The sequence below is a fragment of the Streptomyces sp. NPDC054932 genome (assembly GCF_053610205.1).
This window is the reverse complement of record NZ_JBSGXU010000030.1, coordinates 1-25860: the sequence shown is the minus strand read 5'-3', so window position 1 is coordinate 25860 and position 25860 is coordinate 1. Positions and strand designations below refer to the sequence as shown.

Sequence of the window (25860 nt, the reverse complement as noted above, 5' to 3'; positions counted from 1 at the left end):
ACTTTCCACCAGACGGAATATTCCGCTACGAAACAAACCGATAGGATCCAGTCATGCGCCGTTCCAAAATTGTCTGCACGCTGGGCCCCGCCGTCGACTCGTATGAGCAGCTGAAAGCGCTCATCGAGGCAGGTATGAACGTGGCCCGATTCAACTTCAGCCACGGATCCCAGGCAGAACACCAGGAGCGGTACGACCGCGTCCGGCAGGTCTCCGAGGACACCGGGCGCGCCGTCGGCGTCCTTGCCGACCTCCAGGGCCCGAAGATCCGTCTCGAGACCTTCGCCGAGGGTCCCGTCGAGCTGGTGCGCGGTGACGAGTTCACCATCACCACCGAGGACGTCCCGGGCGACAAGTCCATCTGCGGCACCACCTACAAGGGCCTCCCGGGCGACGTCGCCAAGGGTGACCAGGTCCTGATCAACGACGGCAACGTCGAGCTCCGGGTGACCGAGGTCGACGGCCCCCGGGTCAAGACCATCGTCATCGAGGGCGGTGTCATCTCGGACCACAAGGGCATCAACCTGCCGGGTGCCGCCGTGAACGTCCCCGCCCTGTCGGAGAAGGACGTCGACGACCTCCGCTTCGCCCTGCGGATGGGCTGCGACATGGTCGCCCTCTCCTTCGTCCGCGACGCCAACGACGTCAAGGACGTCCACAAGGTGATGGACGAGGAGGGCCGCCGGGTCCCCGTCATCGCCAAGGTCGAGAAGCCGCAGGCCGTCGAGAACATGGCGGCCGTGGTCGACGCCTTCGACGCGGTCATGGTGGCCCGTGGTGACCTGGCCGTCGAGTATCCGCTCGAGAAGGTCCCGATGGTCCAGAAGCGGCTCATCGAGATGTGCCGCCGCAACGCCAAGCCGGTGATCGTCGCGACCCAGATGATGGAGTCGATGATCACCAACTCCCGCCCGACGCGCGCGGAGGCGTCCGACGTCGCCAACGCGATCCTCGACGGCGCGGACGCGGTCATGCTGTCGGCCGAGTCCTCGGTCGGCGCCTACCCGATCGAGACCGTCAAGACGATGTCGAAGATCGTCACGGCGGCCGAGGAGGAGCTCCTCTCCAAGGGCCTCCAGCCGCTGGTCCCGGGCAAGAAGCCCCGCACCCAGGGCGGTTCCGTCGCCCGCGCGGCGTGCGAGATCGCGGACTTCCTCGACGGCCAGGCGCTCATCGCCTTCACCCAGTCCGGGGACACCGCCCGCCGCCTGTCGCGCTACCGCGTGACCCAGCCGATCCTGGCCTTCACCACCGACGTCAACACCCGCAACCAGCTCACGCTGAGCTGGGGCGTCGACTCCTACATCGTCCCGCACGTGGACACCACCGACGCGATGGTCGACCTGGTGGACGGCGAGCTGCTCAAGCTCAACCGCTACAACCAGGGCGACACCATGGTCATCACCGCCGGCTCGCCCCCCGGCGTCCCCGGCACCACCAACATGGTCCGGGTCCACCACCTGGGCGGCGACACCCGCGGCTGACGCCGCCGGCACCGCTCGAACCTCTGCCGCACAGAGACCGAGGGCGGTACCCCGGATCCCCACAAGGATCCGGGGTACCGCCCTCGGTGTTTGCTCAGCCGGGAGAACTCGAAGTCTCCTGCCCATCGTGCGAGCAGGTGCTACTCCGGCGGACCGATGTAGTTCTTCAGGCCCGGAACGGTGAGCGTGCCGCCGAACTGGCCGGCCTGGACGACCTTCACGTCCGTGAAGAACGCGAACGGGACGTTCAGGGGCGGCGGGCTGTTCGGGGTGAACTCGATCGGGATCAGACCGAACAGGTTCCCCTTGAGGCTCTCGGTGTACATCGTCACCGTGCCACCGCGGATCTTGGACGTGGAGCCGGGACGGGACTTGAGGTGGGCGACGTTCCCGCCCTTGCCGACCGTCTGGTACAGGTCCTTGATGTCGAGCGAGTCCGCCGTGAACTTCAGGACCTTCTTGACCTTGCCGCTGCCCGTCTTCACCTCGACGATGCCGTGGTAGTCCAGGCCGTAGAGGGTCAGCAGGGAGCTGTCGAGGTACCAGGGCTCGTCCGGCAGGAGCGGGACGTCCTGCTCCAGCTCGGCGTCGGCCAGGGCCTTGGCGTCGTAGGTCGGGCACGGGAAGGGCTGCTTCCCGTCCTTGTCCTTCGCGTCCTCGTCCTTGGCCTTGTCCTCGTCCTCGCCCGTCTCGTCCTTGGGGTCCTTCTCGGTCTTCTTGACCTCCTCGGACAGGTCCTTGACCTCGACGCCGGCCTTCTTCGCCGCTTCGCGGATCGCGTCCGCGGCCGGGTCGGGGGTCGGGGTCGCGGGCTTGGTCGCCGTCGGAGCAGGGGTCGGGGTCGCCTTGGCGGTGGTGGACGGCGCGGGCGTCGGGGTCGCCTTGTCCTTCGCGTCCTTGAGGGGCCGGCCGAGTTCGTCGACCAGGTCCTTGAGTGCGTCGCCCAGACCCAGCGGGTCGAGCGGGTTCGTGGACTTGGCCGGGTCCGGCGGCGGGGTCGTGACCGGGGCCGGGGCCTTCTCGTCCGTCACCGGGGGCTTGGCCGCCGACGGAGAGGTGGTGGGCTTCGGCTTCGCGGACGCCGACGCGGACGGAGAGGGCGTCGCGCTGGGCGACGTGCTCGGCGAGGGCGTCGTCGAAGGCGTGGGGGACGGGGACTTCGACTCGGTCTCCGCGGGTTCGTCGGACCGCGTCACACACGGGCCGGGCGCGAAGGGGATCTCCTTGTCGTCGGCCACCGCAAGCTTCGGCGCCATACCCATCCCGACGAACACGGCGGTCGGCATCGCCGCGAGCGCCATCGTCTTGCCGACGGGTATCTGGATCTTGTTCAGCAGCGACTTCCTGGGTGCCGCGTGGCGCGGCCCCTTCACTACACGGGACTCTGCGCCAGGGGCCACACCCCGCTGCGTCTCGTCACCCCGCACTGTTCCTCCCGCCATCGGCGTGGGCAGTCGTCTCGCTCGCGTGTGCCGTTTCCGTCCCACGGGGACCCGGAATGCCCGGGGCTCCCATGTCCGCCGTCGCCTCCGCCTTGCTCAGGCCGACCGGGACCGGCTGCTCGGAGGCGGGCTGCTGCTCCTCGGCCGGCTGTCCCGGCGCCCAGGCCAGGGCGAGAGCTCCGCCGACCATGGAGAGACTGAAGCCGATGAAGAAGCCGCCGAGGTTGGACACCGGGATCGAGACCAGGGCGAGCAGGATCGCGGCCACGCCGGCGAAGACGCGGATGGTCTCCTGGAACCAGAGGGCCAGGCCCAGCGTGATCAGCAGTACACCGATGATCAGTGCGCCCGCGCCGCCCGTGGTGGCCATGGCGAGGCTGACATTGCCCAGCCGGAGGTCCGCGTACGGGAAGTACGCGATCGGGAGGCCACCGAGGAGCGTGAACAGCCCGGCCCAGAAGGGACGGCGACCGCTCCAGGCATGGAAGTGGTAATACACCACGGTGAGCCAGGCGTCGTCTTCTGCGCGAACGTAAACCGGGGCCTGGGGGTTCATGGACAACAGCTCCCTGGAAACGGTGGTACTTGAGAACTCTGTGGAGCCCGGACGGGCGGGGGCGACGGCTGCCGCCACCCGCCCTTCCGGTCAGTCACCGGGACGTATCAGTCCTTGATGTCCTGGTAGCACGGCTGGTCGCCGCCCATCAGGCGCAGCTTCAGGTTGGGCAGCTTGAAGGTGCCCGCCGTGGTCGCCCACGCCTTCTGCTTCACGTTCGTCAGGATGGCCCGGTCGGCGCGCTGCGAGAACGCGTAAGGGCTGGAGACCGTGCCGGCCTGCGGCTTGGTCTTGTGGCTCTGGTCGCCGACCGCGACACCGATGTCCAGGTTGGTGAACTCGGCGTCGGTGTCGAGCTCGGCCACATCCAGGTAGATGTTGGACGCCTCGGCCGGCGTGCCCTTGTGACCGGTCTTCAGCTGGAGCGTGATGGCGCCCAGCGGAGTCGGGGTGACCAGGGACTGGCACATGTTGGTGATCTTGGCGTTGCTGAAGCCGGAGATGGTGACCGGGTGGTCGACCTCCTTGCCCGTCTTCAGGTCGTGACCCTTGGCGATGCCGCCGTACTGGATCAGGTTTTCACCGTCGAGCTTGTCGGCCGAGACCTTGAAGTCCTGGCCGGAGACGCTGAACGACGCCGCGAGGGCGCCCTGCGCCAGACCCACACCGACCGCGGCCGTGGCCGCGATGCTCGGCACCATGACGAGCGCGAAGCGCTTCCATCTGGTCCCGCCACGAACCTGAGAACTCATTTCGTTCCTCCTTCTCGGACGTACATCTCCGGTCCGGGCCGTGCCCGTCCTGGGATGGGAGAAGTGCTACGTCCTCGGGAAGGAGCGCAGGCGGCCGGGCCGCGGCTGTGCCACGTCCGATACACCGGCGATCACCCCCGAGCGACAACCACTGGGCCACGCGTTCGCGCAACCTGGAGGACAGGCCCCGCCGGTGCGGCAGAGACCCCCCTGTCCCACGGCCGGTGCCACTGCCACAGGCCGGCTCGGTGGGGACCCTCCACCGCGGCTCCGAGTGAGCGGCTCTGCGGGAAGGACCGAGCGTCGCCGATCGTGGTCCATTCCAGGCCGGGGCACAAGGGGGTTCGTTACTGGCGGGTAACGGCCAGATAACCTGAGTACGACCCCCCGACGTCGGGCAGCAACACAGGGTGTCACCCAGGGCCACGACAGAACGGACGAATGACGAACACACCGGACAGTTCACGGGGTTCGATTTACTGCGAGTAACAGCGGCCGCGATTACCAAGTTTTGGCAAAGCGCGGCCGCTGTTTATCTACGTGTCAACAAATCGCCGGTGGCCCGGCAAGGCGCGCGGGACTCGCCGCGGCAGGCTCGGAGCGGCCGTGGAGCCGGTCCGGAGCCGGCCTAGAAGAGCACCCGCGCGAGCGCCGTACGCGCCGCCGACACCCGCGGGTCGTCCGCGCCGATGACCTCGAACAGCTCCAGCAGCCGCAGCCGCACGGCGTCGCGGTCATCACCGAACGTGACCCGCACGGTGTCCACCAGGCGCCCGAAGGCGTCCTCCACGTGACCGCCGACCAGGTCGAGGTCGGCCGCGGCGATCTGCGCCGCCGGGTCGCGCGGGTTCTCGGCCGCCGCGGCGCGCACCGCCTGCGGGTTCATGTGCTGGACCCGGGCGAGGAGCTCGGCCTGGGCCAGGCCCAGCTTGGCCTCGGTGTTGCCCGGGTCGTCCGCGAGTACGTTCTTGTACGCCTGGACGGCGCCGCCCAGGTCACCGGCGTCCAGCGCGACGACGGCCGCTTCCAGCAGTGCGTCGTGGGGGCCGGCCGGGATCTCGTCCGTGGCAGGGGCGGCCGCGGCGGCCCCCTCCGCGTCCGGGTCCACCTCGATGCCGATGATCCCGAAGCGCTCCTCGGCGACCTGGACCAGCTGGGCGAGGGTCTCGCGGATCTGCTGCTCGGGGGCCACGCCCTGGAACAGCGGCAGCACCTGACCGGCGACCACGGCGAAGACGGCCGGGATTCCCTGGATCTGGAACTGCTGCATGAGCATCTGGTTGGCGTCGACGTCGACCTTGGCCAGCACGAGGCGGCCGTTCGCCTCGATGGTCAGCCGCTCCAGCAGCGGGCTGAGCTGCTTGCACGGCTGGCACCACTCGGCCCAGAAGTCCAGGACGACCGGAACCTCTGCGGAGAGCTGGAGCACATCGCGTTCGAAGCCGGCCTCGTCGACATCGATGACGAGCGCGGACGGCGGCACCGCACCGGCGGACGGACCCGCCCCGCCGGCCTGACCGGCCTGGCGGGCCGCTTCGGCGCGGGCCTGCTCGGCCTTGGCCTTGGCCTCGCCGGCCGCCTTCACCGCGGCGAGGTCGACGACGCCGCTCATGGACATGTTTCTGGGCTGCATGCGTACATCCTCCCCCGTGTGCGCGCGCCGACGAAAAAGATCGCGTGAATTGGCCGTGCCGCCGTACTGTCGCGATCGTGATGCTGGACGGCGCCGGGTCCCCACCTGGCGCCAGTAGCTCTTCGCGTGGTTGTCGCTCTTACGCTACGAGCCGTAGCGTAACTCCCCCGGCGGCCCGTCGCTCCCCTTCCCGCCCCGTGATCTGAACCACAACGGCCGGTTCGGCTACCGGCGGGTATGGTCTCGGCCATGCGCAACCCCAGCCCCGGCCGCACCGGTCGTCCCCGCAGTGCCGCCGCGGACGCCGCGATCCTCGCCGCGACCCGGGACGCACTGGTCGAGCTCGGCTGGTCGAAGCTGACGATGGGCGACGTGTCCGCCCGGGCGGGGGTCGCCAAGACCACCCTCTACCGGCGCTGGGCGGGCAAGAACGAGCTGGTCGTGGACGCGGTGGCGGAGCTGTTCGACGCGCTCGAACTCCCCGACCGGGGTTCCCTCGAGGCCGACATCGAGAACGTGGTCCTGCAGTTCGCGGAGCTGCTGCGGCGCCCGGAGGCCCGTACCGCCCTGATGGCGGTCGTCGCCGAGTCCACCCGGGACGAGGCCCTGCGCGACCGGATCCGGTCGGCGATCGTGGACAGGCAGAAACGTCTCGTCGTACTGGGCCGCGAACGGGCCCAGGCCCGCGGCGAACTCCCGTACGAGGAGGACGAGTCCCTCGCCGGCCGCACCACGGACCTGATCTTCGACGTGATCGCCGGGACGGTGGTGCACCGCGCCCTGGTGAGCTCCGAACCGGTGGACGAGCTCTGGGTGGCCACCTTCACGGCCCTCCTGATGCACGGCCTGCGGGGTCCGGCGACAGCCTGAGGCCCACGGCCGCGGCCGCCGTGCCGCTCAGGCCTGCGGCCCGGGCGCCGGCCCCGGTTTCCCGGGCCAGTTCACCCGGATCCCCCGGCCCCGGTCCTCGGGCGGCTCCCCCAGACCGGCGGCAGCGAGCGCCGCCAGCCCGGCGTACCGGCCGGCGAGCCGGTAGCCGGAATCGCGGGAGTCGACCTCGTGGAAGCCGCCGTCGGTGAGGACCACGACGGCCGCCACCCCGCCCAGCCCCTCCCGGATCCCCTCCCACACCGCGGGCAGGAACTCGTGCGGGAGCCGGCGGTCCGCCACGGTGTGCCGGAACTCCGACTCCCCGCCGGGGCCGGGCGGCTCGAAGTCGGCCACGATGTACGCGTACGGACCGCAGCCGGTCTGCATCGCCACACGGGCGCTGACACCAAGCACGGAAACGGGAAGGCCGGTCATGGCGCCACCGTACGGGTGCCACGACCGGCCCTGCACACCTTTTGCCGGGCGCGCTCCGGTCCGATCCGCAAGCGGGCCGGGACGGGCTGCGGACACGACCTAGAAGCCCGGCGGCTCCGTGTACGTGCCCCACTCGTCGCGCAGGACGTTGCAGATCTCGCCCATCGTGGCCTCGGCCCGCACCGCGTCCAGCATGGCCGGGATCATGTTCGACCCGTCCCGGGCGGCGTCCAGCATGGCCTTCAGCGCCGCGTCGACCTTGGCGTCGTCGCGCCGGGCCTTGCGGGCCGCCAGCTCCCGCACCTGGACGGTCTCCACCTCGTGGCTGACCCGGAGGATCTCCAGGTCCCCGGTGACCGACCCGTGGTGCACGTTGACACCGACGACGCGCTTGTCGCCCTTCTCCAGCGACCGCTGGTACTGGAAGGCCGACTCGGCGATCTCGCCGGTGAACCAGCCGTCCTCGATGCCGCGCAGGATGCCCGAGGTGATCGGCCCGATCGGGTGCTGCCCGTCGGGGTGGGCGCGCAGGCCGCGCTCCTTGATCTGGTCGAAGATCTTCTCGGCCTCGGCCTCGATGCGGTCGGTGAGCTGCTCCACGAACCAGGAACCGCCCAGCGGGTCCGCCACGTTGGCGACGCCGGTCTCCTCCATCAGCACCTGCTGCGTGCGCAGGGCGATCTCGGCCGCCTGCTCGCTCGGCAGGGCGAGGGTCTCGTCGAGGGCGTTGGTGTGCAGCGAGTTGGTGCCGCCGAGCACGGCCGCGAGGGCCTCCACCGCGGTGCGCACGACGTTGTTGTACGGCTGCTGCGCCGTCAGGGAGACGCCGGCGGTCTGGGTGTGGAAGCGCAGCCACATGGACTTCTCGCTCTTCGCCCCGTACACCTCCTTCATCCAGCGGGCCCAGATCCGGCGCGCGGCGCGGAACTTGGCGATCTCCTCGAAGAAGTCGAGGTGCGCGTCGAAGAAGAAGGAGAGGCCGGGCGCGAAGGCGTCGACGTCCATCCCGCGCGAGAGTCCGAGCTCCACGTAGCCGAAGCCGTCGGCGAGGGTGTACGCGAGCTCCTGCGCGGCCGTCGCCCCGGCTTCGCGGATGTGGTAGCCCGAGACGGACAGCGGCTTGTAGGCCGGGATGCCCTTCGTGCAGTACTCCATGAGGTCGCCGATGAGGCGCAGGTGCGGCTCGGGTTCGAAGAGCCACTCCTTCTGGGCGATGTACTCCTTGAAGATGTCGGTCTGGAGCGTGCCGTTGAGGACGGCGGGGTCCACGCCCTGCCGCTCGGCGGCGACCAGGTACATGCAGAAGGCGGGCACGGCCGGACCCGAGATGGTCATCGAGGTCGTGACGTCGCCGAGCGGGATGTCCTTGAACAGGACCTCCATGTCGGCCGCGGAGTCGATGGCGACGCCGCAGTGCCCCACCTCTCCCAGGGAGCGGGGGTCGTCGGAGTCGCGCCCCATGAGGGTCGGCATGTCGAAGGCGACGGAGAGCCCGCCGCCGCCGGCGGCCAGGATCATCTTGTAGCGCTCGTTGGTCTGCTCGGCGTTCCCGAAGCCGGCGAACTGCCGGATGGTCCAGGTCCGCCCCCGGTAGCCGGTGGCGTGGAGCCCGCGGGTGTACGGGTACTCGCCGGGCCACCCGATGCGCTCGAATCCCTCGTACGCGTCGCCGGGCCGGGGTCCGTAGACCGGCTCGACCTCGTCGCCGGAGAGCGTGGTGAAGTCTGCCTCGCGCTTGCGGGCCTTGTCATAGCGGGCCTGCCAGCGACGGCGGCCTTCCTCGATGGCGTCAGCGTCCATACCCATGAATTTACTAGGACGTCCTAGTAAATGTCGATGGCAAACCCCCGGGGACTCGCCCCGGGGGTGGGTGACGCTCGCCTCGTGCCCGCGCCCGCTCAGGCCTGGGCGGCCGCCGGCGAGTCGCTGACCAGCGGCTCGACCTCGGCGCGGACCTTGCGCTCGACGAAGAAGGCGGCCAGCGGAATGGTTCCGCTGAGCATGACCCAGAGCATCTTGCCGAAGGGCCACCTGGCCTTGGAGCTCAGGTCGAGGGCGAAGGCCAGATAGATCATGAAGAGCACACCGTGGGCCTGCGAGACCACGAAGGTCAGATCGGCGCCGGTGTCGAAGCCGTACTTCGCCACCATGCAGGCACAGAGGATCAGGAGCATGACCGCGGTCACGTAGGCCATGGCGCGGTAGCGGGTCAGCACGCTTCGTTTCATGCGGACGAGCCTAGCCGTCCGTTTTGCTCGATCTTGACGCGGCCCCGGGGGCCCGGCCCGATCGGCAGGACCCCCTACGACTCCTGGAAGTCGGCGGCGGCCACCCGCAGCGGGCGCAGCAGCGCGAAGATCTCCCCGCACTCCTCGGCGTCGTACGCGCCGAGGCCGAAATCGACGGCCATCAGGTCCTTCGTGGCCGCCTCGACGACCTCGCGGCCCTTGTCCGTGATGGAGGCGAGGGTGCCGCGGCCGTCGTTCGGGTTGGGCCGCTTGGCGACCAGCCCCGACCTCACCAGCCGGTCCACGGTGTTGGTCACCGACGTCGGGTGCACCATCAGCCGCTCGCCGATCTTCGACATCGGCAGTTCGCCCGCCTTGGAGAAGGTGAGCAGCACCAGCGCCTCGTACCGGGCGAAGGTCAGCCCGTACGGCTTGACGACCGCGTCGACCTCGCCGAGGAGGATCTGGTGCGCACGCATGATCGAGGTGATCGCGGCCATCGAGGGCACGGGTCCCCAGCGCTGCTGCCAGAGTTCGTCGGCGCGGGCGATGGGGTCGAAGGGAAGGCTGAGCGGCTTGGGCACGCGTCCGACCCTACCGGGAGGTCACTTCACGGCGGGGGCCGTCTCACCCCTCAGTCGTTCCTCCTGCCGGACGGCGGCCCGGAGTTCGGCCAGGAGCAGCAGGACGACGCCCGTACCGAGGACCCCGGCGACGGTGACGACCCGGTGCACCGGGAGGAACTCGGCGGCGAGGCCGGCCAGGGCCATGCCGACGCCCTGGAGGGTCATCAGGCCGGTGCCGAGCAGGGTCATCGCCCGCCCGCGCAGCTCGTCGGGAACGGCGTCGACGTACCACTGGTCCAGTCCGAGGGTGTACGCGTGGGCCAGTCCGGCGAGCAGCAGCGCGGCGAGGGCGACGGGCAGGCCGGGGCGCACCGCGAAGATCAGGAGCGGCAGCAGGCCGGCGGCGGCGAGCGGCGCCACGATCCGCGACCGGGTCCGGGCGCTGAGGGCCGAGCCGGCCCAGAGCTCCCCGGCGATGGTGCCGACGGGCATCGCGCACATCATCAGGCCCAGGGCGGCGGTGCCGACGCCGATGCCGTCGGCGTAGGGGGCGAGCAGCGCCTCGGGGGCGACGAGGAAGACGGGCGGCAGCCAGAACAGCAGCATCAGTGCGCGCAGCCGCCGCCGGCCGAGGACGGCGCGCAGTCCGGCGAGCGGGGAGGTACGGGCGCCGGTGCGGGCCGGCCGGCTGCGGGTGCCGAACCGCAGCAGGAGCGCGGAGCCGAGGAAACCGGCGGCGGTGAGGGCGATGGCCCCGCGGGGTGCGAGCACGGTGAGCAGCAGCCCGCCGAGGCCGAAGCCGATGAGCTGGGCGCTCTGGGCCACCATGCGCAGCAGCGAGCGGCCCAGGACGAAGGCCTCACCGGTGCCGAGGACGTCGGAGAGGGAGGCGTTGCGCGTGCCCTGGAACAGCGGTGCCACGAAGGCCATCGCGCAGCGCAGCACGAGGAGCGCGGCGACCGGCGTGCCCGGCAGCACCATGGCCGCCGCGCAGAGCGCGCAGACGAGGTCGCAGGTCACGAGGACCCGGCGGGCGGGGTGGCGGTCGGCGATCCCGGCGAGCAGGGTGCCGCCGAGGGCGTACGGCAGGAAGCCGAGGGCGAAGGTGAGCGCGCTCATCAGGGGCGAGCCGGTGGTGCGGTAGACGAGGACGGACAGCGAGATCTCGGCGACGACCACGCCGAACACGGACAGCAGGTGGGCGGCGAAGACGGTCCGGAACTCCCGGACCCGGAACACGGAGCGGTAGCCCGGTGGCGGTGCGGACCGCCCGGGCGCCTGGGTATCGGCTGGCATGGGCCCAGCGTCCCGGGACCGGGTGCGGTGCCCCAGAGATTCGCCTGTGACCGAATCCTGTGCCCGATCATTGAGGCAGCGACCACGCGGGGCGGGGTCGTCGGGCGAGGAGGAGGAAGGGGCCGGGATGGGCCTGCACTACCGGTTCGGGCACGAGGATCTGCTGCGGTGCCGGTTCGCGCTGTCGCCCGCCTGGGAGACGCAGGAGGCGGTCCGCACCCTCAAGCGCCCCGACCGGCAGGGCTACCACCTGCCCTGGCTCCAGCGGATCCGCGCCGCCGCCGACGGTCTGGACCTGCGGCCGCTGTGGCTGCTGATGCCGCGGCGGGGGCACAGTACGGACTTCATCAGCCCGCCGCCGGGCGGGCCCGGCGTCTCCTTCGAGGAGGAGCTCGCGCTGATCCGTGCGGCCGATCCGGCCGAGGCCCGCGAGGACATGCGCAAGTCGCTGGCCTGCACGCCGGGCGCTCTCGACAGCGAGCTGGGCCGCTCCCTGCTCGCCGATCCCGCGCGGTCCGTGCACGAGCTGGCCGATCTGCTGGAGCGGGCCTGGAGCGTCCTGATCGAGCCGCACTGGCCGCGGCTGCGGGCCCTGCTGGAGGCGGACATCCTCTTCCACACGCGGCGCCTCGCGGCCGGCGGGCTGGAATCGCTCTTCGACGGTCTGCACCCGGACCTCGTCTGGGACGCGGCCTCCCTCACCCTGTCCATCGAACGGCCCAGTCACCACGATCGCGTCCTGGGCGGCCAGGGCCTGCTCCTCATGCCGAGCGCCTTCGTCTGGCCGCAGATCGCGGGCGGCTTCGACCCGCCCTGGCAGCCGACCGTGGTCTACGCGGCCCGGGGCATCGGCGCCCTGTGGACCCCGGTGCGGGAGGACACCCCGGACGCGCTCGCCCGACTGCTGGGCCGGGCCCGGGCGCAGGTGCTGTGCGCGCTGGAGGAACCGGCCTCCACCACGGCGCTGGCCCACCGGCTCGGTCTGGCCCCGTCCACGGTCTCGGACCACTTGGGGGTCCTGCGGGCGGCGGGCCTGCTCATCTCCGCCCGCCACGGGCACCAGGTCCGCTACGAGCGCACTCCGCTGGCCATCGCCCTCACGGCGGGGGACCCCACCCGCTGACCCCTGGGCACGGTGTCGCGCAGTCGCGCCAACTGTCCGCCATGTCACGATATCCCGGTATCCCGGTCCGCTGCCCGACCCTTCGTCCCGAGGAAGCCGGATGCCCCCCGCCGCTCGCAGGCCGCGTTTCAGAACTCCCGCCCCCGTCCTCGGCCTCCTCCTGCTCCTCGCTGCGGCCCCCGCGTGCAGCGGGGCGTCCACGCCCGAGCGGGGGACGCCCGCCGCCACGCCCCGGGCCCCCTCCCCCATCGCCGCGGCCGAGGAGTCCCCGTTCTGGGTGGATCCGCACAGCGCCGCCGCCCGGCAGGTCGCCGCCTGGGAGGCGGCGGGCCGCAACAGCGACGCCCAGGTGCTGCGCAGGATCGCGGACCGCCCGCTCACCCTGTGGGGACCCGCGGGCGACCCCGGCCCGGAGATCCGCCGGGCCAGGACGGGGGCCAGGACCACCGGGCGGACCCTGCTGCTCGCCGCCTACAACATCCCCTACCGGGACTGCGGGCAGCACTCGGCGGGCGGCGCCCCCGACGCCCGGGCCTACCGCAGCTGGATCGGCGCCTTCGCGGACAACATCGAGGACACCAAGGCCGTCGTGATCCTGGAGCCGGACGCCATCGCGCACATCATCGACGGCTGCACCCGGCCCGAGCACCACGCCGAGCGCTACCAGCTGCTCTCCGAGGCCGTCGACCGGCTGAAGAAGAACCGGAACACCAAGGTCTATCTGGACGCCGGCAACCCGGCCTGGATCCCCAACCCGATGGACCTCGTCGAACCCCTCTTCAAGGCGGGCCTCGACCGCGCCGACGGCTTCGCCCTCAACGTCTCCAACTTCCAGCCCGACGCGGCGGCCCGGGCCTACGGCGCCAGGATCTCCAAGGGCACCAGCGGCAAGCACTTCGTCATCGACACCAGCCGCAACGGCGACGGGCCGCTGCCCGGCAACCGTGCCCAGGCCTGGTGCAATCCGCCGGGCCGCGCCCTCGGGACGCCGCCGACCGACCGGACGGACGACCCGCTCGTCGACGCGTACCTCTGGGTCAAGCGGCCCGGCGAGTCCGACGGGACCTGCCGCGGCGGCCCGGCCGCCGGCACCTGGTGGCCGGACTACGCCCTGGGTCTGGCCCGCCGCGCCCGGGAATGACGCGGAACCGGCCATTCCCACACATCGGGGACGGAGCGTCCCCGCGTGTCCGCCCCGTCCCCGCGGCTCCCGGCCCGTTGCCGGACCGGGCGGGCACCTCGGCATCGCGGCCCCGGGCCCACGGCTGCCCCGTACGCGCACCCCGGCCGCTTTCCGGACACCGGCGGAGCCCGGCTGTGGACGCCTCGCGAGCCCGCGGTGTTCGCTGGGCCGGTCCGGGGCCCGCCTCGCCCCGCCCCGGAGTCCGCGGACAGCAGGGGGAAGCATGGGGAAGGCAGGCCGTCCACAGGGGGCGCCCAGGGGAACCACGGACGCGGCCAACGCCCTCGCGCAGTTCCTGCGGGCGATGACCGATTCGCTGACGGTCCGTGAACTGGCCGAACGCCACGGCGGGGGCAAGACCCTGTGGGGCGAGTACCGCAGCGGTGCGCGGATCATCCCGCTCGGGCGGCTCAACGCGGTCGTACGGGACCGGGTACGCGATCCGCGCGGGCGCGGGGCCATGCTGGAGCAGGCCCGCCGGCTGCACGACGACGCGCTGACGGCTGAGGTGGAACTCGGCCCGGCGCCCGCGCTCGACGAGGCGCTGCGGCAGGCGGAGCGGGACCTCGCCGAGTCGGGAGAGCTGGTGAGCCGACTGCTCGCCATCATCACCATGCTGCTGCGGGTCCCGGCGCGGGAGGCGCCCGCACCCGCGGCGGCGGAGCCCGGGCGGGCACACCGGCATCTGGACGAGGCCCTGGACCAGCTGGACACGGCGCGGGCCGTGCAGACGGCGGCGCGCCGGGCGTACGCGGACGCGCAGGCGCAATCCGCCGCCGCCGGCGGGCCGCAGGCGACCGCGGGGCCGCACCTGTCCCTCGCACTGGCGCTGGTGGGCAGCGCGCTCGACCACCGGCGGGCGGAGGCCGTCCGGCTGTGGCAGGAGATACGGGAGGACGGCTTCGACCGGGCCGGCGAGGCGGTCGAAGGGGTGGTCCTGGAGCGTGTGGACACCCGGTCCGCCGCGGCGGTCACCGTGTCGGAGCCGGCTCCGCAAGACCCGGCGGCGACCGGGGCGGTGTCCATGGCGGCCGCCCCGGCGGACGACCGGCGCCGCCGCCCGCAGGAGCGCGCACTCCCGCTGGTCGCGGTGGTCACGGCCGCGCTGTTCGGCATCACCACCCTCACCGCCGCGGCGGTCATGGTCCTCCTCACCCGGCCGTACGCCACCGCGTCGGCCGCCGATCAGGCACCGCGCGCGGACGCGTCCCCCGGGCCGGTCCCGGTGCCCCTCCCCGCGGGGTCCTCGCCCGGACCCGGCCCGTCACCGGCACCGTCCGCGCCGGCACCGGCCCCCGCCCCGACGCCGGCCCCCGCGCCCACGACGGCTCCGGGCGCGCGGGAGGACGTACCGCGTCCCCCCGCGCCCGCACCCTCCGGGGCCGCCCCGTCCGGTCCCGCGCCGTCGCCCTCCCCGTCCGCGCCGCAGGATCCCAAGGACCCGCCCGCACTGCCGGACGGGCTGTTCCGGCTGAGCAACACGGGCAGCAGGATGTGCCTGTCCACCGACCGCGGCAGCACCGTGCCCTCGGGGGGACTCGTACAGACCGGCTGCGGGGCGAATGCCGACCAGTTCTGGAGGCTCACCGCCGAGGCCGGCGGCCCCGGGGGGACCGTCTACGCGCTCCGCAACCTGCACAGCGGGCTGTGCCTGTCGGTCGACGCCGCCCGCACGGCGGACGACGCCCTCGTCACCCAGTACCTGTGCGGGGACGAGAACGGCCTCTTCCCCGACCAGTTCTGGACCTTCCGCTACAACGCCCCGCACCGGGCCTGGCACCTGGTCAACCGCAACAGCGGCAAGTGCGTCTCGGTCCGCCCGAGCGGCGGGAACAACGACCAGGCCCTGCAGGCGTCCTGCACCGCCGAACCCTGGCTGCTCTGGCGGACGTAGGGCGCCGCCCGCGAGCCGGCCCGGCCTACGGGGCGGCCGGCTCCGGGGCCCGCACCTGGAGCCACTTCGCCACCGAGGGCGTGCCGCGCGCGTCGGTCACGAACAGCATGTACCAGCCCGGCGGCACCAGCGTCCGGTCCCGCGGCACCTCGACCGTGATCGAGCCGTCCTTCTTCGTCAGCCCGAGCTCGATCGAGCGCTGCTCCACGTCCGTGGTGTGCGTGACCGCGCTCGGCCGCATCAGGCGGGCCCGCTCGATCCGCTCGGGGTGCTCCGCGGCGAAGGTGGCCCGACCGTTCGCGTCGGGCTCCTCGGGCCCTGAGCCCAGTACGGGACGCAGGGCCGCGTCCCGGTACAGGTACGGCGGCGTGTACACCTCCAGCCGGTGCTCGAACTTGCCGAGCCGGGTGTTGTCCTTGTCGGCGAAGAGCGGATCCGAACCGAAGGTCGCCACCCGCCCGTCGGGCAGCAGCAGCGCCTCGGAGTGGTAGTTGCGGCCCACGGTCGGATCGGCGGCGGCCACGAAGGAGTCGGTGCGCGGGTAGTAGAACTGCGCCTTGTGGATGTCGCTGGCGCCCCGGCCCCGGTAGTCGGCGGAGCCGCCCGTGGTGAAGACCGAGTCGTCCGGCAGCAGCACGCTGCTCAGGTACCGGGTGCCGCGCGGCAGCCGCGCCGAGGACCGGAAGACCGGGTTCTCCTCCTTCAGGTCCACGATCGCGGTCCGGCTGGACGAGAGCTTGGACTCGCCGACCCCGCCGCCGCCGAGGACCATCACCTTCTGGTCCTGGGCGGGCGGCAGCAGGAGCGAGGAGGAGGTCTCCATCCGCTCCGGCTCCGCCAGCCCGCCCACCTTCTTGAACTCGTTGGTCTCGAGGTCCCACACGCCCGGCTCGCGCCCCTTGGTCTTCGGGCCGTAGCCGGCATTGGAGCCGGTGTAGAGGAGTTTGCCGCCCTGCATGAGGAAGAGCGCGGGATAGGTCGGGAAGTAGTGGAAGGGGGCCTTCGACCACTTCTTGGTCCGCGGGTCGTAGTACTCGTTGTCCCCGGGCACCACGTCGCCCACGTCGTTGAGCCCGGAGACGGCGAGCACCCGCCCGTCCTCCAGGGTCACCAGCGTCGGGTACCAGCGGGCGTCGCTCATCGGGTCGACGCGGATGTACTTCTCGGCCTTCGGGTCGAACTCGTACGCCGATTTGATGCCCTGGAAGTCCTGTTTGTCGGCGCTCAGCCGCTCCGCGAGCCCGTAGACGTTGTCGGCGTCCTTGCCCGTCAGCCCGACCACCTCGTACTGCGCGGCCTCCGTGGTCAGCCCCTCGGCGCCGGTCTTCACCGCCTCGACGAAGACCCGTGACTCGGCGGCGACCACCGTGGTCTTCCACGGCACGACCTGCCCGCCGCGCCCGTAGGTGATCTCGAACTTCTTCCTGGCCTTCGGCACGATCACGTCGAACTTCGCCTCGTACTCCACCCCGGAGGGGGACCGGAACCGGGTGCCCTTGCGCAGCTTGACGGCCTTGTCCGGGTTCTCGTTCTTGACCCGCATCCGGCCGCCCGCCCGGGTGACCTTCCCGTCGAGCACCTCGTACCGGGCCGTGCCGCCGGCCACGAGCAGTCGCCCGTCGGGCAGTTGGCTGTGCCCGGCGCAGAAGAAGTCCTCCGGTGTCGGGATCTTCTTGAAGGTGTTGTCCGCCGGGTCCCACAGGACGGTGTCGAAGGTGCCCTTGTCGAAGTTCTTCTGGTTGTTGCCGCTGCCGGCGATGAGCAGCACCTTGCCCGTGTGCAGCAGGGCCGCGTGCATGGCGTTGATCCGGTGCTCCTCGGGGAGCCCGATGAGGTCCCACGACCCGTACTGGATCCGGTAGCTGGGCTGCCCGATCTTGTACAGGTGGTACCTGTCCTCGGCGAAGGAGATCGCGGCGGGCGCGTTGAGCGCGGCCAGCACCAGCACGGCGCCGGCGCCCAGGGCGGTCTTCTTGAACTTCTTCGACGGCCGGTAGCCCATGGCTCAATTCCCTCCTGTCGCCCGGACGAAAGCCGGCTCCTCACCCGGCTCGGACCCTCCGTCCTTCGTCCCGCCCCGGGATCCGGCCCGGCCGCGCGTCACGCACCACACGGCGAGCGGGGCGAGCGCGATGGCCAGCGCCAGCACCGCCCAGACCCGCATGGCGACGTGCGTGTGGTCGAAGCGGACGGATGCCAGCAGCGAGACGATCAGGACGGCGGCCCAGAAGAGGTGGATGCGGAAGGTCATCAGCCGGTCGGGGCTGGCGTCCCCGCCCTTGGGGGTGACGACGAAACGGCCCTCGGTGCGCAGCACCGCGGAGCCGAGTGACCTGAGGTAGACGGGCGCGCAGACGGCGGACATCGCCATGCCCGCGACGCCGCCGGATCCGGCCGGTTCGTGGGGCGAGACGTTGTGGCGGCGGTTCCACAGGTAGAGGCCCACCTGGAGGGCGGCCGCGTCGGCGTAGAGCATCAGCCAGACCTTGGAGGAGACCTGGGTGCCGGAGGCGCCGAACCACAGGAACAGGACGCAGCTGAGGATGCCGAGCAGCCAGTTCACCGCGGTCATCGGGTAGTAGACGAGCATCAGCGTGTAGTTGAGCCGGCGTCCGGCGGGCATCGTGAAGAAGCTCTTCCCGTACTGCTTGAACAGGGTCTCGTAGGTGCCGCGCGACCAGCGCAGCTGCTGGGTGAAGAGGTCGGTCCAGGAGGCGGGTCCCTCCCCGACGGCCAGGACGTCGGGGGTGTAGACGGAACGCCAGAACCGGCCCGTGGCCGGGTTCCTGCTGCGGTGGAGCTCGAAGCCGGTGGCCATGTCCTCGGTGATGGAGTCGTACAGTCCGCCGATCTGCCGCAGGGCACTGATGCGTACGGCGTTGTTGGTGCCCACGAACATGGGGGCGCCGTAGCGGTTGCCGGCGCGCTGGATCAGGGCGTGGAAGAGGTACTGCTGGGACTCGGCGGCCTTGGTGACGGCCTCGGTGTAGTTGCCGTAGACCTGCGGGCCGACGACGAAGGCGACGTCGGGGTCGCGGAAGAAGCCGAGCATCCGCTCCAGGTAGTTCGCGAGCGGTACGTGGTCGGTGTCGACGGAGGCGAAGAACTCGTAGTCGTCGCCGTGCCGCACGAGCCAGGAGTTGTAGTTGCCGTGCTTGGTCCGCGCCCGGTGGGCGCCCTTGGCCGTGTTCCACTCGGGCACGCCCTTGCGGGTGAAGTGCCGTACGCCGAGCCTGGCGCACAGCGCCCTGGCCTGCGGGTCGTCCCCCTCGTCCAGCAGCCATACGTCCAGCGGCCCGTCGTGCCGGATGCGCCGCGCGCCCTGGAGGGTGGCCCGCACCATGGCGAGCGGCTCCTTGCCGGGGACGTAGGTCGTCAGGAACGCGACGCGGGTGCCCGGCTCGGCCGGTACGGGGACGGGGTCGCGGGCGGCCATCGTGGCGTGGGCGATCGACACCACGTTGACCAGGGTGAACAGCATGATCAGCGCGATGGAGCAGAGCATCACGGCATCGCAGACGATCAGCCAGCGGGCGGCGCCCTCCCGGACGGTCCAGTGGGTGGGCCAGACGAGGTAGAGCAGCAGACCGGCCGCGGCCACCGGGGCGAGCGTCATGAGGGCGATCGCCCGTATTCGGGTGCGGAGCTCCTCGCGCGAGAGCAGGGAGCGGTACGCCACGTGGTGGACGCCGTCGGGGCCGAGGACCGGTTCCGCGAACGGGCCGGCGAGACGGCTGTGTGTGTCGTAGTCGAAGCCTTCCGGCTGCACAGTCCCTCCCACGGTCCCTCCCGGTGCTCGATCCGCCGAGGCTGTTACCCCTACGAAAGGGGACAGGCCGGGGTGTGTCGAACGGGGATCGGCCGACCGGGCGGTCCTTGCCCGGGTCCCGGTCCACTGGGCCGTACGGGTGACGCGCGCGGCCGGTCGCGGCCCGGAGCGGGTCGGCGGCCGGCGGTCAGCGGGTCCCGCGCCGCAGCCCGTGCCGCACCACGCGCTGGCTCAGGGAGCCCAGGCCCTCCAGCACCGCGGCCAGTCCGGCGAGCTGCTCCAGCGCGTCGAGCGCGCTGCCGGCACCCTGCGGGTCCACCCCTTCGTACAGCTCGATGCCGATGAAGGAGGCGGCCGTGGCCCGGGCCAGCCCCGCCGGGTCGGTGTACCCGTCCAGCGGCGTCGCCGCCAGCAGCCGGGTGAGGACCGTCTCCAGCTCCTGGATCCACAGCCCGAGCCCGTCGGCGGTGGCGGCGGCGAGGGTGGGCGAGTTCTGCCCGGCGGCCAGCAGCTGCCCGAGCATGGCGACGTTCCCGGCGGCCCGCTCCTCCTCGTGCATCGAGCGGGCGAACTCCAGCAGCTCGGTGAGACTGCCGAGCCCGGCGAGCCGTTCGCGGTAGCGGGCCACCCGCTGCTCGGCGCCGTGGCGGCAGGCCGCGGCGAGCAGCTCGTCCACGGAGCCGAAGTGGTAGAAGATCAGGCCCTGTCCGACCCCGGCGGTGGTCGCGATGGTGCGGGCCGAGGCCTTGGCGATGCCCTGCTCGACCAGGGTGCGCAGGGCTCCTTCGAGGAGTTTCTCCTTGGTGGCCGCGCTCACGCCCGCACCTCCTCGCGGACGGGACGCAGGTCGCCGCAGAGCCCCGTCGCCCACCGGTCGCGGGCGTCGACGTACTCCGCGGTGAAGGAGCCTTCGTAGCCGAAGAGCGGACCGAAGCGGCGGTTGACCACGCGCACCCGGATCCGGAACCGGCCGGTGGCGTCGTCGAAGGATTCGCGGACCTCGGCCTCGCCGCCGATCAGGTCGGGGACGCGGACGTCGACGGGGCCCTCGCGGAAGCGGTGTTCACCGGAGCGGATGAGCAGCGAGCCGTCGGGCTCGGCGCTCATGTGGAGGTCGCTGGCGAGGTGCTGGTGCGTGCCCAGGTAGTCGAGGACGCAGTCGCGCTCGGGGCTGTGGACCATCGTGGCGTCGAAGCGGTGGGGTCCGCCGGGGAGCCGGAAGGTCCGCACGAAGGTGACGGTCTCGCGCCCGAAGGAGTCGAGGTAAGGGAGGTTCTCGATGACGAAGGGGACGTTGCGCCCCTCGCGCGGCACCAGGATGTTGCGCATGCCGCCGAGGCGCAGGAAGGGCTTCACGTAGCCGGGCCCGTGCCATATCCGGTCCATGGTGCCGCGGCCGATGCAGCCCTCGCCGCTCGTCAGCCCGACCGAGAATCGGCGCTGGATCTGCGGGTGCAGACGGTCGAAGTCGGCGCCCATGTGGGCCCGGAAGATGGAGGTCATGACGGCTCCAGGGTGCTGAGCAGGCGGGGCGCGGAGGCGGGGGTGCGGCCGGGCGGGGTGCGCAGGCAGCGGCGGGCGGCGGGCGTGCCGGGCAGCGGGGGCAGCAACAGGGCGGCGGCCAGGACCGGCAGGGCGGCCACCGGCGGCGCGTACACGAGGGCGGCCGCGCACAGCAGGGCGCGCACGGCGCTCTCGCCGATCGCCCGGGCGAGGGCCCGGCCCGGGGTGGTCCCGCGCTCGCACCACAGCCGCAGCCGGTCGAAGGACCAGGCGGTGGCCCAGCCCATGAGGGGGCGGAACACCAGGCGGTCGGCGAGGGCTCCGAAGCGGCCCCAGCGCGGGCGGTAGTCGTAGCCGGTGAGGAAGCGGATCCCGTCGGGGCCGGGGACGTAGCGCCAGTACCCGCTGCCCTCGGCGAGCAGCGACAGCGGATGCTCCGAGGCGAACCGCAGGGCGGAGACCCGGGTTCCGTCGTCCCGGTGCCGCTCTCCGGCGGAGATCCCGGTCCCGTCGACGGAGAGGAACGGCAGTACGCGGGTCGCGTACCGGAACCGCTGCGGTTCGCCCTCGGCGCGCGGGAGGTAGCCGATGGAGGTGAACCGCAGGTCCCACCGCTGGTGCTGCGCCGGATCCTGGCTGCGTTCCCAGAGTTCGTCCATCCCGGCCCGGATCACCGTCTCTACGTACAGGCCCATCTCCGCCCCCCGTTTCCCGTGTTGAGCGATCGCTCAAACGGCACCTTAGGGGAAGTTGAGCGATCGCTCAAACTGCGGTGGCGGGCCGTTCGGGACATACGGAAGCGCCCCCGGCCGGGAGGCCGGGGGCGCTTTGGGAAATACCGGATGAAGTGGGGCCGGTGGGCGGGTGCTTCAGCTCCCGGAGAGGTGCCGCTCCACGGTCTCGACCTTCGAGGTGATCCCGTCGTGGACCCCGGGGCGGATGTCGGCCTTGAGGATGAAGGAGACGCGGGGCGCCCTCTCCTCGACGGCGGCCACCGCGCGCCGGACCACGTCCATGACCTCGTCCCACTCACCTTCCACGGTGGTGAACATGGCGTCGGTGCGGTTCGGCAGCCCGGACTCGCGGACCACCCGGACCGCGTCGGCGACGTACTCCCCGACCTCTTCGCCGACCCCCAGGGGGGTCACCGAGAATGCGACGATCACGCGCCGGCCGCCTCGCGCGCACGGGCCGCCACCACGCTGTCGGCCTCTTCCCGCTTGAGCAGCTTGTCGCCGTACAGACCGCCGAAGGGAACCAGCGAGAGGACGAAGAACAGCGCGACCCTCTTGAAGGGCCACTTCGCCGTGCTCCAGACGTCCAACAGGCAGACCACGTACACGAGGAACAGGATCCCGTGGATGGCACCGAGCGGCATCATCAGGTAGTCGATGTCCGAGACCCGGCTCAGCAGCGAGCCGAAGATCAGCAGAGCCGGGAACGACAGCGCCTCCGGGACGGAGATGAGGCGCAGTCGGTGCAGGGCGGAGGCGGTCTTGATGTCCACGTGGAACCTTCGGGGTGGAGGCCAGGGTCCATTCCAGTGTCTCAGTCGCTTTACGGGATCTTGACCCGGCCCCTCCTCCCGCGCACCGCGCGCGGCGGGCCGGGAGCACGTCTGCAGCGCACCGATATCTCCCGGGTGTGGCATATATCGTCCACGGGGCCCTGTTCGGGGTCGCCCGCTGCCGATAACGTCTTCCCGTGGCTCAGTTCCGACTCCAAGGCAGCAAGGTGCTGGCCGTCGACCTGACCGGGGACGCCGTGAAAGCGAAGAACGGCTCCATGGTCGCGTACGACGGGCAGATGGCCTTCAAGAAGATGACCGGCGGCGGCGAAGGCCTCCGCGGCATGGTGACCCGCCGGCTGACCGGCGAACAGATGACAGTGATGGAAGTGCAGGGGCACGGCACCTGCTTCTTCGCCGACCGCGCGAGTGAGATCAACCTGGTCGACCTGCGCGGCGAGAAGCTCTACGTCGAGTCCAGCAACCTGCTGTGCACCGACGCCGGTCTGCGCACCGGCACCACCTTCACCGGCCTGCGGGGTGCGACGACGGGCAACGGCCTGTTCACCACGACCGTCGAGGGCTCGGGCCAGGCCGCGATCATGTCCGACGGCCCGGCGGTGGTGCTGCGCGTGAGCGCCCAGTACCCGCTCTCCGTCGACCCCGGTGCGTACATCGCGCACACCGGCAACCTCCAGCAGTCCTTCCAGTCCGGTGTGAACTTCCGCACACTCATCGGCGAGGGCTCCGGCGAGTCGTTCCAGATCCGCTTCGAGGGCGAGGGCCTGGTCTACGTGCAGCCCAGCGAGCGCAACACCGTCGGGGGCGACATCTGATGCCGTTCCGCGAAATCAACTCGAAGATGGTCGAGGCCCAGGTCGTCCCTGGCCAGAAGATGTACAGCCAGCGCGGCGCGATGCTCGCGTACCGCGGCGACGTCTCCTTCACCCCGAGCCTGACGGGCGGTCAGGGCGGGGTCATGGGCATGATCGGGCGCCGGGTGGCGAACGAGCAGACCCCGCTGATGTCGGTCGAGGGCAGCGGCACCGTGATGTTCGGCCACGGAGGCCACCACATCCAGGTCATCAACCTGACCGGTGAGACCCTCTACGTCGAGGCCGACCGGCTGCTCGCCTTCGACGGCACCCTCCAGCAGGGCACGATGTTCATGGGCTCCCAGGGCGGCGTCATGGGCATGGTCCGCGGTCAGGTAACCGGCCAGGGCCTCTTCACCACCACCCTCAAGGGCCACGGCTCCGTCGCCGTGATGGCCCACGGCGGGGTCATCGAGCTGCCGATCACCCCCCAGCGCCCGATCCACGTGGATCCTCAGGCCTACGTCGCCCACCACGGTGACGTGCGCAACAAGCTCTCCACCGCGCTCGGCTGGCGGGACATGGTGGGGCGCGGCTCGGGCGAGGCGTTCCAGCTGGAGCTGTCCGGTCAGGGCGCGGTGTACGTACAGGCCTCCGAGGAGAAGCTGTGAACTTTGGCCCTGTGACCGGCGGACCGGGCGGCCCGACGGTCTTCGACCCGTACACGCTGCCCTCCGACGACAACGTGAACGCGTACACCTTCTGCGTGGAGCTCAAGGGGAGCCAGTGGTTCCTGCAGAAGGGCAAGATGATCTCGTACTACGGGAACATCGACTTCAACGGGATCGGCAACGGCCGCTTCGACCGGCTGCTGCGCACGAGCTTCCACTCCCCGCTGCACGCCAGCGACTGGGTGGTCGCCGAGGGCAGCGGCAAGATGCTGCTGGCCGACCGGGCCTTCGACGTGAACTCGTACGACCTGGACAACGGCAACCTGACCATCCGGTCGGGCAACCTGCTCGCCTACCAGCCCTCGCTCGCCCTGAAGCAGTCGATCGTTCCGGGCTTCCTGACGCTGATCGGAACCGGGAAGTTCGTGGCGGCGTCCAACGGACCGGTGGTGTTCATGGAACCGCCGCTGCGCGTGGACCCTCAGGCACTGGTGGGCTGGGCGGACTGCCCCTCGCCGTGCCACCACTACGACCACGGGTACATGACGGGCGTGATGGGCGGACTGCGCTCGCTCACCGGCATCGGGGGCAGCTCGGGCGAGGAGCATCAGTTCGAGTTCGTCGGTGCGGGGACGGTGCTGCTGCAGTCGTCGGAGATGCTGATGGCCGAGCAGGCGATCGGCACGGTCGGCGCCGGGGCGGCCACGGGCAACGCACAGGGTGTTCCGGGGGCCGGTCAGGGCCCGATGGGGCAGCTGGGCGTGCCGCGGATGCCGGGGCAGCTGGGTGATCTCCAGCGCCGCCTCGGACTGTGAGCCCCCACATCCCGGATTTTTTGTACGCAATTCAACTTCTTAGGTAGAGTTCATTCATGGAGACCATGGAGACCGAGACGGCCGCCCTCCCCCAGACTCCGTCCGGGGGGACCCCCTGGCTGAGCGACGCCGAGCAGTGCGCCTGGCGCACCCACCTGGACGTCAGCAGACTGCTGATGCACCAGCTGGAAAAGGATCTCCAGCCCTTCGGACTCACCAACAACGACTACGAGATCCTCGTGAACCTCTCGGAGTCGCCGGAGCACCGGATGCGCATGAGCGATCTTGCGACCGCCACGCTCCAGTCCAAGAGCCGGCTCTCGCACCAGATCACACGCATGGAGACGGCGGGCCTGGTCCGCCGTGTGAACTGCGAGTCCGACCGCCGCGGCCTGTACGCGGTGCTCACGGACGAGGGCATGGAGACGATGCGCAAGGTCGCCCCGCACCACGTGGCGTCCGTCCGGCAGCACTTCATCGACCTGCTGCCGCCGGAGGCCCTGGCGGCGCTGCGCGCCTCGCTGGCCCCGGTCGCGGAGCACCTGCGCGACAACCGCGGCAAGGTCTGAGGCCGGGGGCCGTCCGGGCGGTGCGGGCCTTACGGGCTCGTCGCGCCCCGGGCGGCCATCGGCCCGACAATGGCTGGGAACGCTCGCTGCCGGCCCGGTATCCGTGGGCCGGCCTGAGGAGGTCCAAGCCCATGAAGCGCACCGTGTTCGTCTCAGCGGCCGCGTCCGTGGCCCTGCTGATCGCAGGCCCCGTGGCGACCGCCGCCGCAGTGTCCACCGACATGGCGGCTACCGCTCCCGCGGCCGCCGCCCGCGTCGACGTCTCGGCCGAGCAGGCCCTCGCCGCCGCCCTGAAGGACTACCCGGGCGTGGTCGAGTCCCTCGACCGGGACGGCGACATCTGGCACGTCGACGTGATCACCAAGGACGGCAAGGGCCACGCCGAGCTGGAGGTCGACGCCGCCACGGGCAAGGTCACCCGGCAGAACGTGGACACCGACGAGGACCCGGGCGAGCACAAGGGGCTGCTCGCGGCCAAGATCACCGCAGCGCAGGCCGCCAAGGCCGCCGTGGCCGCCCACCCGGGCACGGCGTGGACCGTCGAATGGGACTCCGGCGACAACGGCCAGGCGCCGTACTGGCACGTCGAGGTCAGGGACTCCGACGGCAAGACGTGGGACGCCTCCGTGGACCCCACGACCGGCAAGGTCACCGCGCAGTCCGACTCGGACTCCTTTGACTGATACACATCAGACGCTGACGTCGAGGAAATGATTTTAGATCACGGTGGACGCCGGGGCGGAAAGGCC

At 71.3% G+C, this 25860-nt stretch carries 26 protein-coding genes; 10 read left to right on the top strand and 16 right to left on the bottom strand.

The features are described from left to right. Positions 1-53 precede the first annotated feature (53 nt). Complete coding sequence (gene pyk / locus ACWGE1_RS11550; protein ID WP_453420305.1) at positions 54-1484, top strand: pyruvate kinase; 1431 nt, start codon at positions 54-56, stop codon at positions 1482-1484. A gap of 140 nt (positions 1485-1624) precedes the next feature. On the opposite strand, the gene ACWGE1_RS11545 is transcribed toward pyk, so the two are convergent. The 4 genes from ACWGE1_RS11545 to ACWGE1_RS11530 form a co-directional block, all read right to left on the bottom strand. After that, a complete protein-coding gene (locus ACWGE1_RS11545) occupies positions 1625-2911 on the bottom strand; it encodes a hypothetical protein (RefSeq protein WP_453420304.1) in 1287 nt (428 codons plus the stop codon). Then, positions 2901-3482 carry a DUF6114 domain-containing protein gene (locus tag ACWGE1_RS11540; protein ID WP_453420303.1) on the bottom strand — a complete coding sequence of 194 codons (582 nt, stop codon included), beginning with the start codon at positions 3480-3482 and terminating at the stop codon, positions 2901-2903. Before ACWGE1_RS11540 ends, ACWGE1_RS11545 begins: the two co-directional genes overlap by 11 nt. Before the next feature lie 107 nt (positions 3483-3589). Beyond that, a complete protein-coding gene (locus ACWGE1_RS11535; protein ID WP_453420302.1) occupies positions 3590-4234 on the bottom strand; it encodes a DUF6230 family protein in 645 nt (214 codons plus the stop codon). Positions 4235-4862: 628 nt separating this feature from the next. Further along, the gene (locus ACWGE1_RS11530) at positions 4863-5867 is read right to left on the bottom strand and encodes a tetratricopeptide repeat protein (protein WP_453420301.1); all 1005 of its coding nucleotides are present in this window, start codon (positions 5865-5867) and stop codon (positions 4863-4865) included. A gap of 249 nt (positions 5868-6116) precedes the next feature. On the opposite strand from ACWGE1_RS11530, the gene ACWGE1_RS11525 reads away from it, so the two are divergent. Continuing rightward, complete coding sequence (locus ACWGE1_RS11525) at positions 6117-6737, top strand: TetR/AcrR family transcriptional regulator (RefSeq protein WP_453420300.1); 621 nt, start codon at positions 6117-6119, stop codon at positions 6735-6737. 27 nt (positions 6738-6764) lie between these two features. Here ACWGE1_RS11525 and ACWGE1_RS11520 read toward each other — a convergent pair whose 3' ends face one another. The 5 genes from ACWGE1_RS11520 to ACWGE1_RS11500 form a co-directional block, all read right to left on the bottom strand. Beyond that, complete coding sequence (locus ACWGE1_RS11520; RefSeq protein ID WP_453420299.1) at positions 6765-7172, bottom strand: hypothetical protein; 408 nt, start codon at positions 7170-7172, stop codon at positions 6765-6767. A 99-nt stretch (positions 7173-7271) separates the two neighbouring features. Beyond that, positions 7272-8972, bottom strand: a complete 1701-nt coding sequence (locus tag ACWGE1_RS11515; protein ID WP_150259446.1) for an acyl-CoA mutase large subunit family protein — start codon at positions 8970-8972, stop codon at positions 7272-7274. A gap of 98 nt (positions 8973-9070) precedes the next feature. Then, positions 9071-9400 carry a DUF3817 domain-containing protein gene (locus tag ACWGE1_RS11510; protein ID WP_453420298.1) on the bottom strand — a complete coding sequence of 110 codons (330 nt, stop codon included), beginning with the start codon at positions 9398-9400 and terminating at the stop codon, positions 9071-9073. A gap of 74 nt (positions 9401-9474) precedes the next feature. Continuing rightward, positions 9475-9984, bottom strand: coding sequence for a MarR family winged helix-turn-helix transcriptional regulator (locus tag ACWGE1_RS11505; RefSeq protein WP_453420297.1), 510 nt, complete (start codon positions 9982-9984; stop codon positions 9475-9477). 21 nt (positions 9985-10005) lie between these two features. Beyond that, entirely contained in the window at positions 10006-11262 is a 1257-nt protein-coding gene (locus ACWGE1_RS11500; protein ID WP_453420296.1) for an MFS transporter, read from the bottom strand. A gap of 127 nt (positions 11263-11389) precedes the next feature. Between ACWGE1_RS11500 and ACWGE1_RS11495 the strand changes: the two genes are divergently transcribed. The 3 genes from ACWGE1_RS11495 to ACWGE1_RS11485 all read left to right on the top strand — a co-directional run bounded on the left by ACWGE1_RS11495 (position 11390) and on the right by ACWGE1_RS11485 (position 15462). Then, entirely contained in the window at positions 11390-12385 is a 996-nt protein-coding gene (locus ACWGE1_RS11495) for a DUF5937 family protein (protein WP_453420295.1), read from the top strand. 100 nt (positions 12386-12485) lie between these two features. After that, positions 12486-13526 (top strand): glycoside hydrolase family 6 protein, encoded by a 1041-nt coding sequence (locus tag ACWGE1_RS11490; protein WP_453420294.1) that lies wholly within the window; start codon positions 12486-12488, stop codon positions 13524-13526. A gap of 265 nt (positions 13527-13791) precedes the next feature. Continuing rightward, on the top strand, positions 13792-15462 hold the full coding sequence (locus ACWGE1_RS11485; RefSeq protein WP_453420293.1) for an RICIN domain-containing protein: 1671 nt from the start codon (positions 13792-13794) through the stop codon (positions 15460-15462). A gap of 25 nt (positions 15463-15487) precedes the next feature. Here the strand turns inward: ACWGE1_RS11485 and ACWGE1_RS11480 are convergent, their stop codons facing one another. The 7 genes from ACWGE1_RS11480 to ACWGE1_RS11450 all read right to left on the bottom strand — a co-directional run bounded on the left by ACWGE1_RS11480 (position 15488) and on the right by ACWGE1_RS11450 (position 22241). Then, entirely contained in the window at positions 15488-17464 is a 1977-nt protein-coding gene (locus ACWGE1_RS11480) for a galactose oxidase-like domain-containing protein (protein WP_453420292.1), read from the bottom strand. A 3-nt stretch (positions 17465-17467) separates the two neighbouring features. Further along, positions 17468-19231 (bottom strand): glycosyltransferase family 2 protein, encoded by a 1764-nt coding sequence (locus ACWGE1_RS11475; protein WP_453420330.1) that lies wholly within the window; start codon positions 19229-19231, stop codon positions 17468-17470. Positions 19232-19418: 187 nt separating this feature from the next. Continuing rightward, the gene (locus ACWGE1_RS11470; RefSeq protein ID WP_453420291.1) at positions 19419-20048 is read right to left on the bottom strand and encodes a TetR/AcrR family transcriptional regulator; all 630 of its coding nucleotides are present in this window, start codon (positions 20046-20048) and stop codon (positions 19419-19421) included. Further along, a complete protein-coding gene (locus tag ACWGE1_RS11465) occupies positions 20045-20734 on the bottom strand; it encodes a DUF4166 domain-containing protein (protein WP_453420290.1) in 690 nt (229 codons plus the stop codon). The genes ACWGE1_RS11470 and ACWGE1_RS11465 overlap by 4 nt, the downstream gene beginning before the upstream one ends. Then, complete coding sequence (locus ACWGE1_RS11460) at positions 20731-21429, bottom strand: hypothetical protein (RefSeq protein ID WP_453420289.1); 699 nt, start codon at positions 21427-21429, stop codon at positions 20731-20733. The genes ACWGE1_RS11465 and ACWGE1_RS11460 overlap by 4 nt, the downstream gene beginning before the upstream one ends. Before the next feature lie 174 nt (positions 21430-21603). Beyond that, a complete protein-coding gene (locus ACWGE1_RS11455; RefSeq protein WP_453420288.1) occupies positions 21604-21900 on the bottom strand; it encodes an MTH1187 family thiamine-binding protein in 297 nt (98 codons plus the stop codon). Next, the gene (locus ACWGE1_RS11450) at positions 21897-22241 is read right to left on the bottom strand and encodes a DUF3817 domain-containing protein (protein ID WP_453420287.1); all 345 of its coding nucleotides are present in this window, start codon (positions 22239-22241) and stop codon (positions 21897-21899) included. Before ACWGE1_RS11450 ends, ACWGE1_RS11455 begins: the two co-directional genes overlap by 4 nt. A gap of 197 nt (positions 22242-22438) precedes the next feature. Between ACWGE1_RS11450 and ACWGE1_RS11445 the strand changes: the two genes are divergently transcribed. The 5 genes from ACWGE1_RS11445 (at position 22439) to ACWGE1_RS11425 (ending at position 25794) form a co-directional block, all read left to right on the top strand. Then, positions 22439-23077 (top strand): AIM24 family protein, encoded by a 639-nt coding sequence (locus ACWGE1_RS11445; protein ID WP_328961622.1) that lies wholly within the window; start codon positions 22439-22441, stop codon positions 23075-23077. Beyond that, on the top strand, positions 23077-23727 hold the full coding sequence (locus tag ACWGE1_RS11440) for an AIM24 family protein (protein WP_453420286.1): 651 nt from the start codon (positions 23077-23079) through the stop codon (positions 23725-23727). Before ACWGE1_RS11445 ends, ACWGE1_RS11440 begins: the two co-directional genes overlap by 1 nt. A gap of 11 nt (positions 23728-23738) precedes the next feature. Continuing rightward, positions 23739-24542, top strand: a complete 804-nt coding sequence (locus ACWGE1_RS11435) for an AIM24 family protein (RefSeq protein ID WP_453420329.1) — start codon at positions 23739-23741, stop codon at positions 24540-24542. Positions 24543-24607: 65 nt separating this feature from the next. Next, positions 24608-25111, top strand: coding sequence for a MarR family winged helix-turn-helix transcriptional regulator (locus ACWGE1_RS11430; RefSeq protein WP_453420328.1), 504 nt, complete (start codon positions 24608-24610; stop codon positions 25109-25111). 131 nt (positions 25112-25242) lie between these two features. Further along, positions 25243-25794 (top strand): PepSY domain-containing protein, encoded by a 552-nt coding sequence (locus ACWGE1_RS11425; protein ID WP_453420285.1) that lies wholly within the window; start codon positions 25243-25245, stop codon positions 25792-25794. Positions 25795-25860 lie beyond the last annotated feature (66 nt).

Excerpts from the sequence above, each read along its gene's own strand:
- ACWGE1_RS11460 (WP_453420289.1), bottom strand. The coding sequence starts at position 21,429 with ATGGGCCTGTACGTAGAGACGGTGATCCGGGCCGGGATGGACGAACTC.
- ACWGE1_RS11440 (WP_453420286.1), top strand. The coding sequence starts at position 23,077 with ATGCCGTTCCGCGAAATCAACTCGAAGATGGTCGAGGCCCAGGTCGTC.
- ACWGE1_RS11490 (WP_453420294.1), top strand. The coding sequence starts at position 12,486 with ATGCCCCCCGCCGCTCGCAGGCCGCGTTTCAGAACTCCCGCCCCCGTC.
- ACWGE1_RS11510 (WP_453420298.1), bottom strand. The coding sequence starts at position 9,400 with ATGAAACGAAGCGTGCTGACCCGCTACCGCGCCATGGCCTACGTGACC.
- ACWGE1_RS11430 (WP_453420328.1), top strand. The coding sequence starts at position 24,608 with ATGGAGACCGAGACGGCCGCCCTCCCCCAGACTCCGTCCGGGGGGACC.
- ACWGE1_RS11465 (WP_453420290.1), bottom strand. The coding sequence starts at position 20,734 with ATGACCTCCATCTTCCGGGCCCACATGGGCGCCGACTTCGACCGTCTG.
- ACWGE1_RS11525 (WP_453420300.1), top strand. The coding sequence starts at position 6,117 with ATGCGCAACCCCAGCCCCGGCCGCACCGGTCGTCCCCGCAGTGCCGCC.
- ACWGE1_RS11540 (WP_453420303.1), bottom strand. The coding sequence starts at position 3,482 with ATGAACCCCCAGGCCCCGGTTTACGTTCGCGCAGAAGACGACGCCTGG.
- ACWGE1_RS11515 (WP_150259446.1), bottom strand. The coding sequence starts at position 8,972 with ATGGACGCTGACGCCATCGAGGAAGGCCGCCGTCGCTGGCAGGCCCGC.
- ACWGE1_RS11500 (WP_453420296.1), bottom strand. The coding sequence starts at position 11,262 with ATGCCAGCCGATACCCAGGCGCCCGGGCGGTCCGCACCGCCACCGGGC.
- ACWGE1_RS11485 (WP_453420293.1), top strand. The coding sequence starts at position 13,792 with ATGGGGAAGGCAGGCCGTCCACAGGGGGCGCCCAGGGGAACCACGGAC.
- ACWGE1_RS11425 (WP_453420285.1), top strand. The coding sequence starts at position 25,243 with ATGAAGCGCACCGTGTTCGTCTCAGCGGCCGCGTCCGTGGCCCTGCTG.
- ACWGE1_RS11495 (WP_453420295.1), top strand. The coding sequence starts at position 11,390 with ATGGGCCTGCACTACCGGTTCGGGCACGAGGATCTGCTGCGGTGCCGG.
- ACWGE1_RS11530 (WP_453420301.1), bottom strand. The coding sequence starts at position 5,867 with ATGCAGCCCAGAAACATGTCCATGAGCGGCGTCGTCGACCTCGCCGCG.
- ACWGE1_RS11480 (WP_453420292.1), bottom strand. The coding sequence starts at position 17,464 with ATGGGCTACCGGCCGTCGAAGAAGTTCAAGAAGACCGCCCTGGGCGCC.
- pyk (WP_453420305.1), top strand. The coding sequence starts at position 54 with ATGCGCCGTTCCAAAATTGTCTGCACGCTGGGCCCCGCCGTCGACTCG.
- ACWGE1_RS11520 (WP_453420299.1), bottom strand. The coding sequence starts at position 7,172 with ATGACCGGCCTTCCCGTTTCCGTGCTTGGTGTCAGCGCCCGTGTGGCG.
- ACWGE1_RS11535 (WP_453420302.1), bottom strand. The coding sequence starts at position 4,234 with ATGAGTTCTCAGGTTCGTGGCGGGACCAGATGGAAGCGCTTCGCGCTC.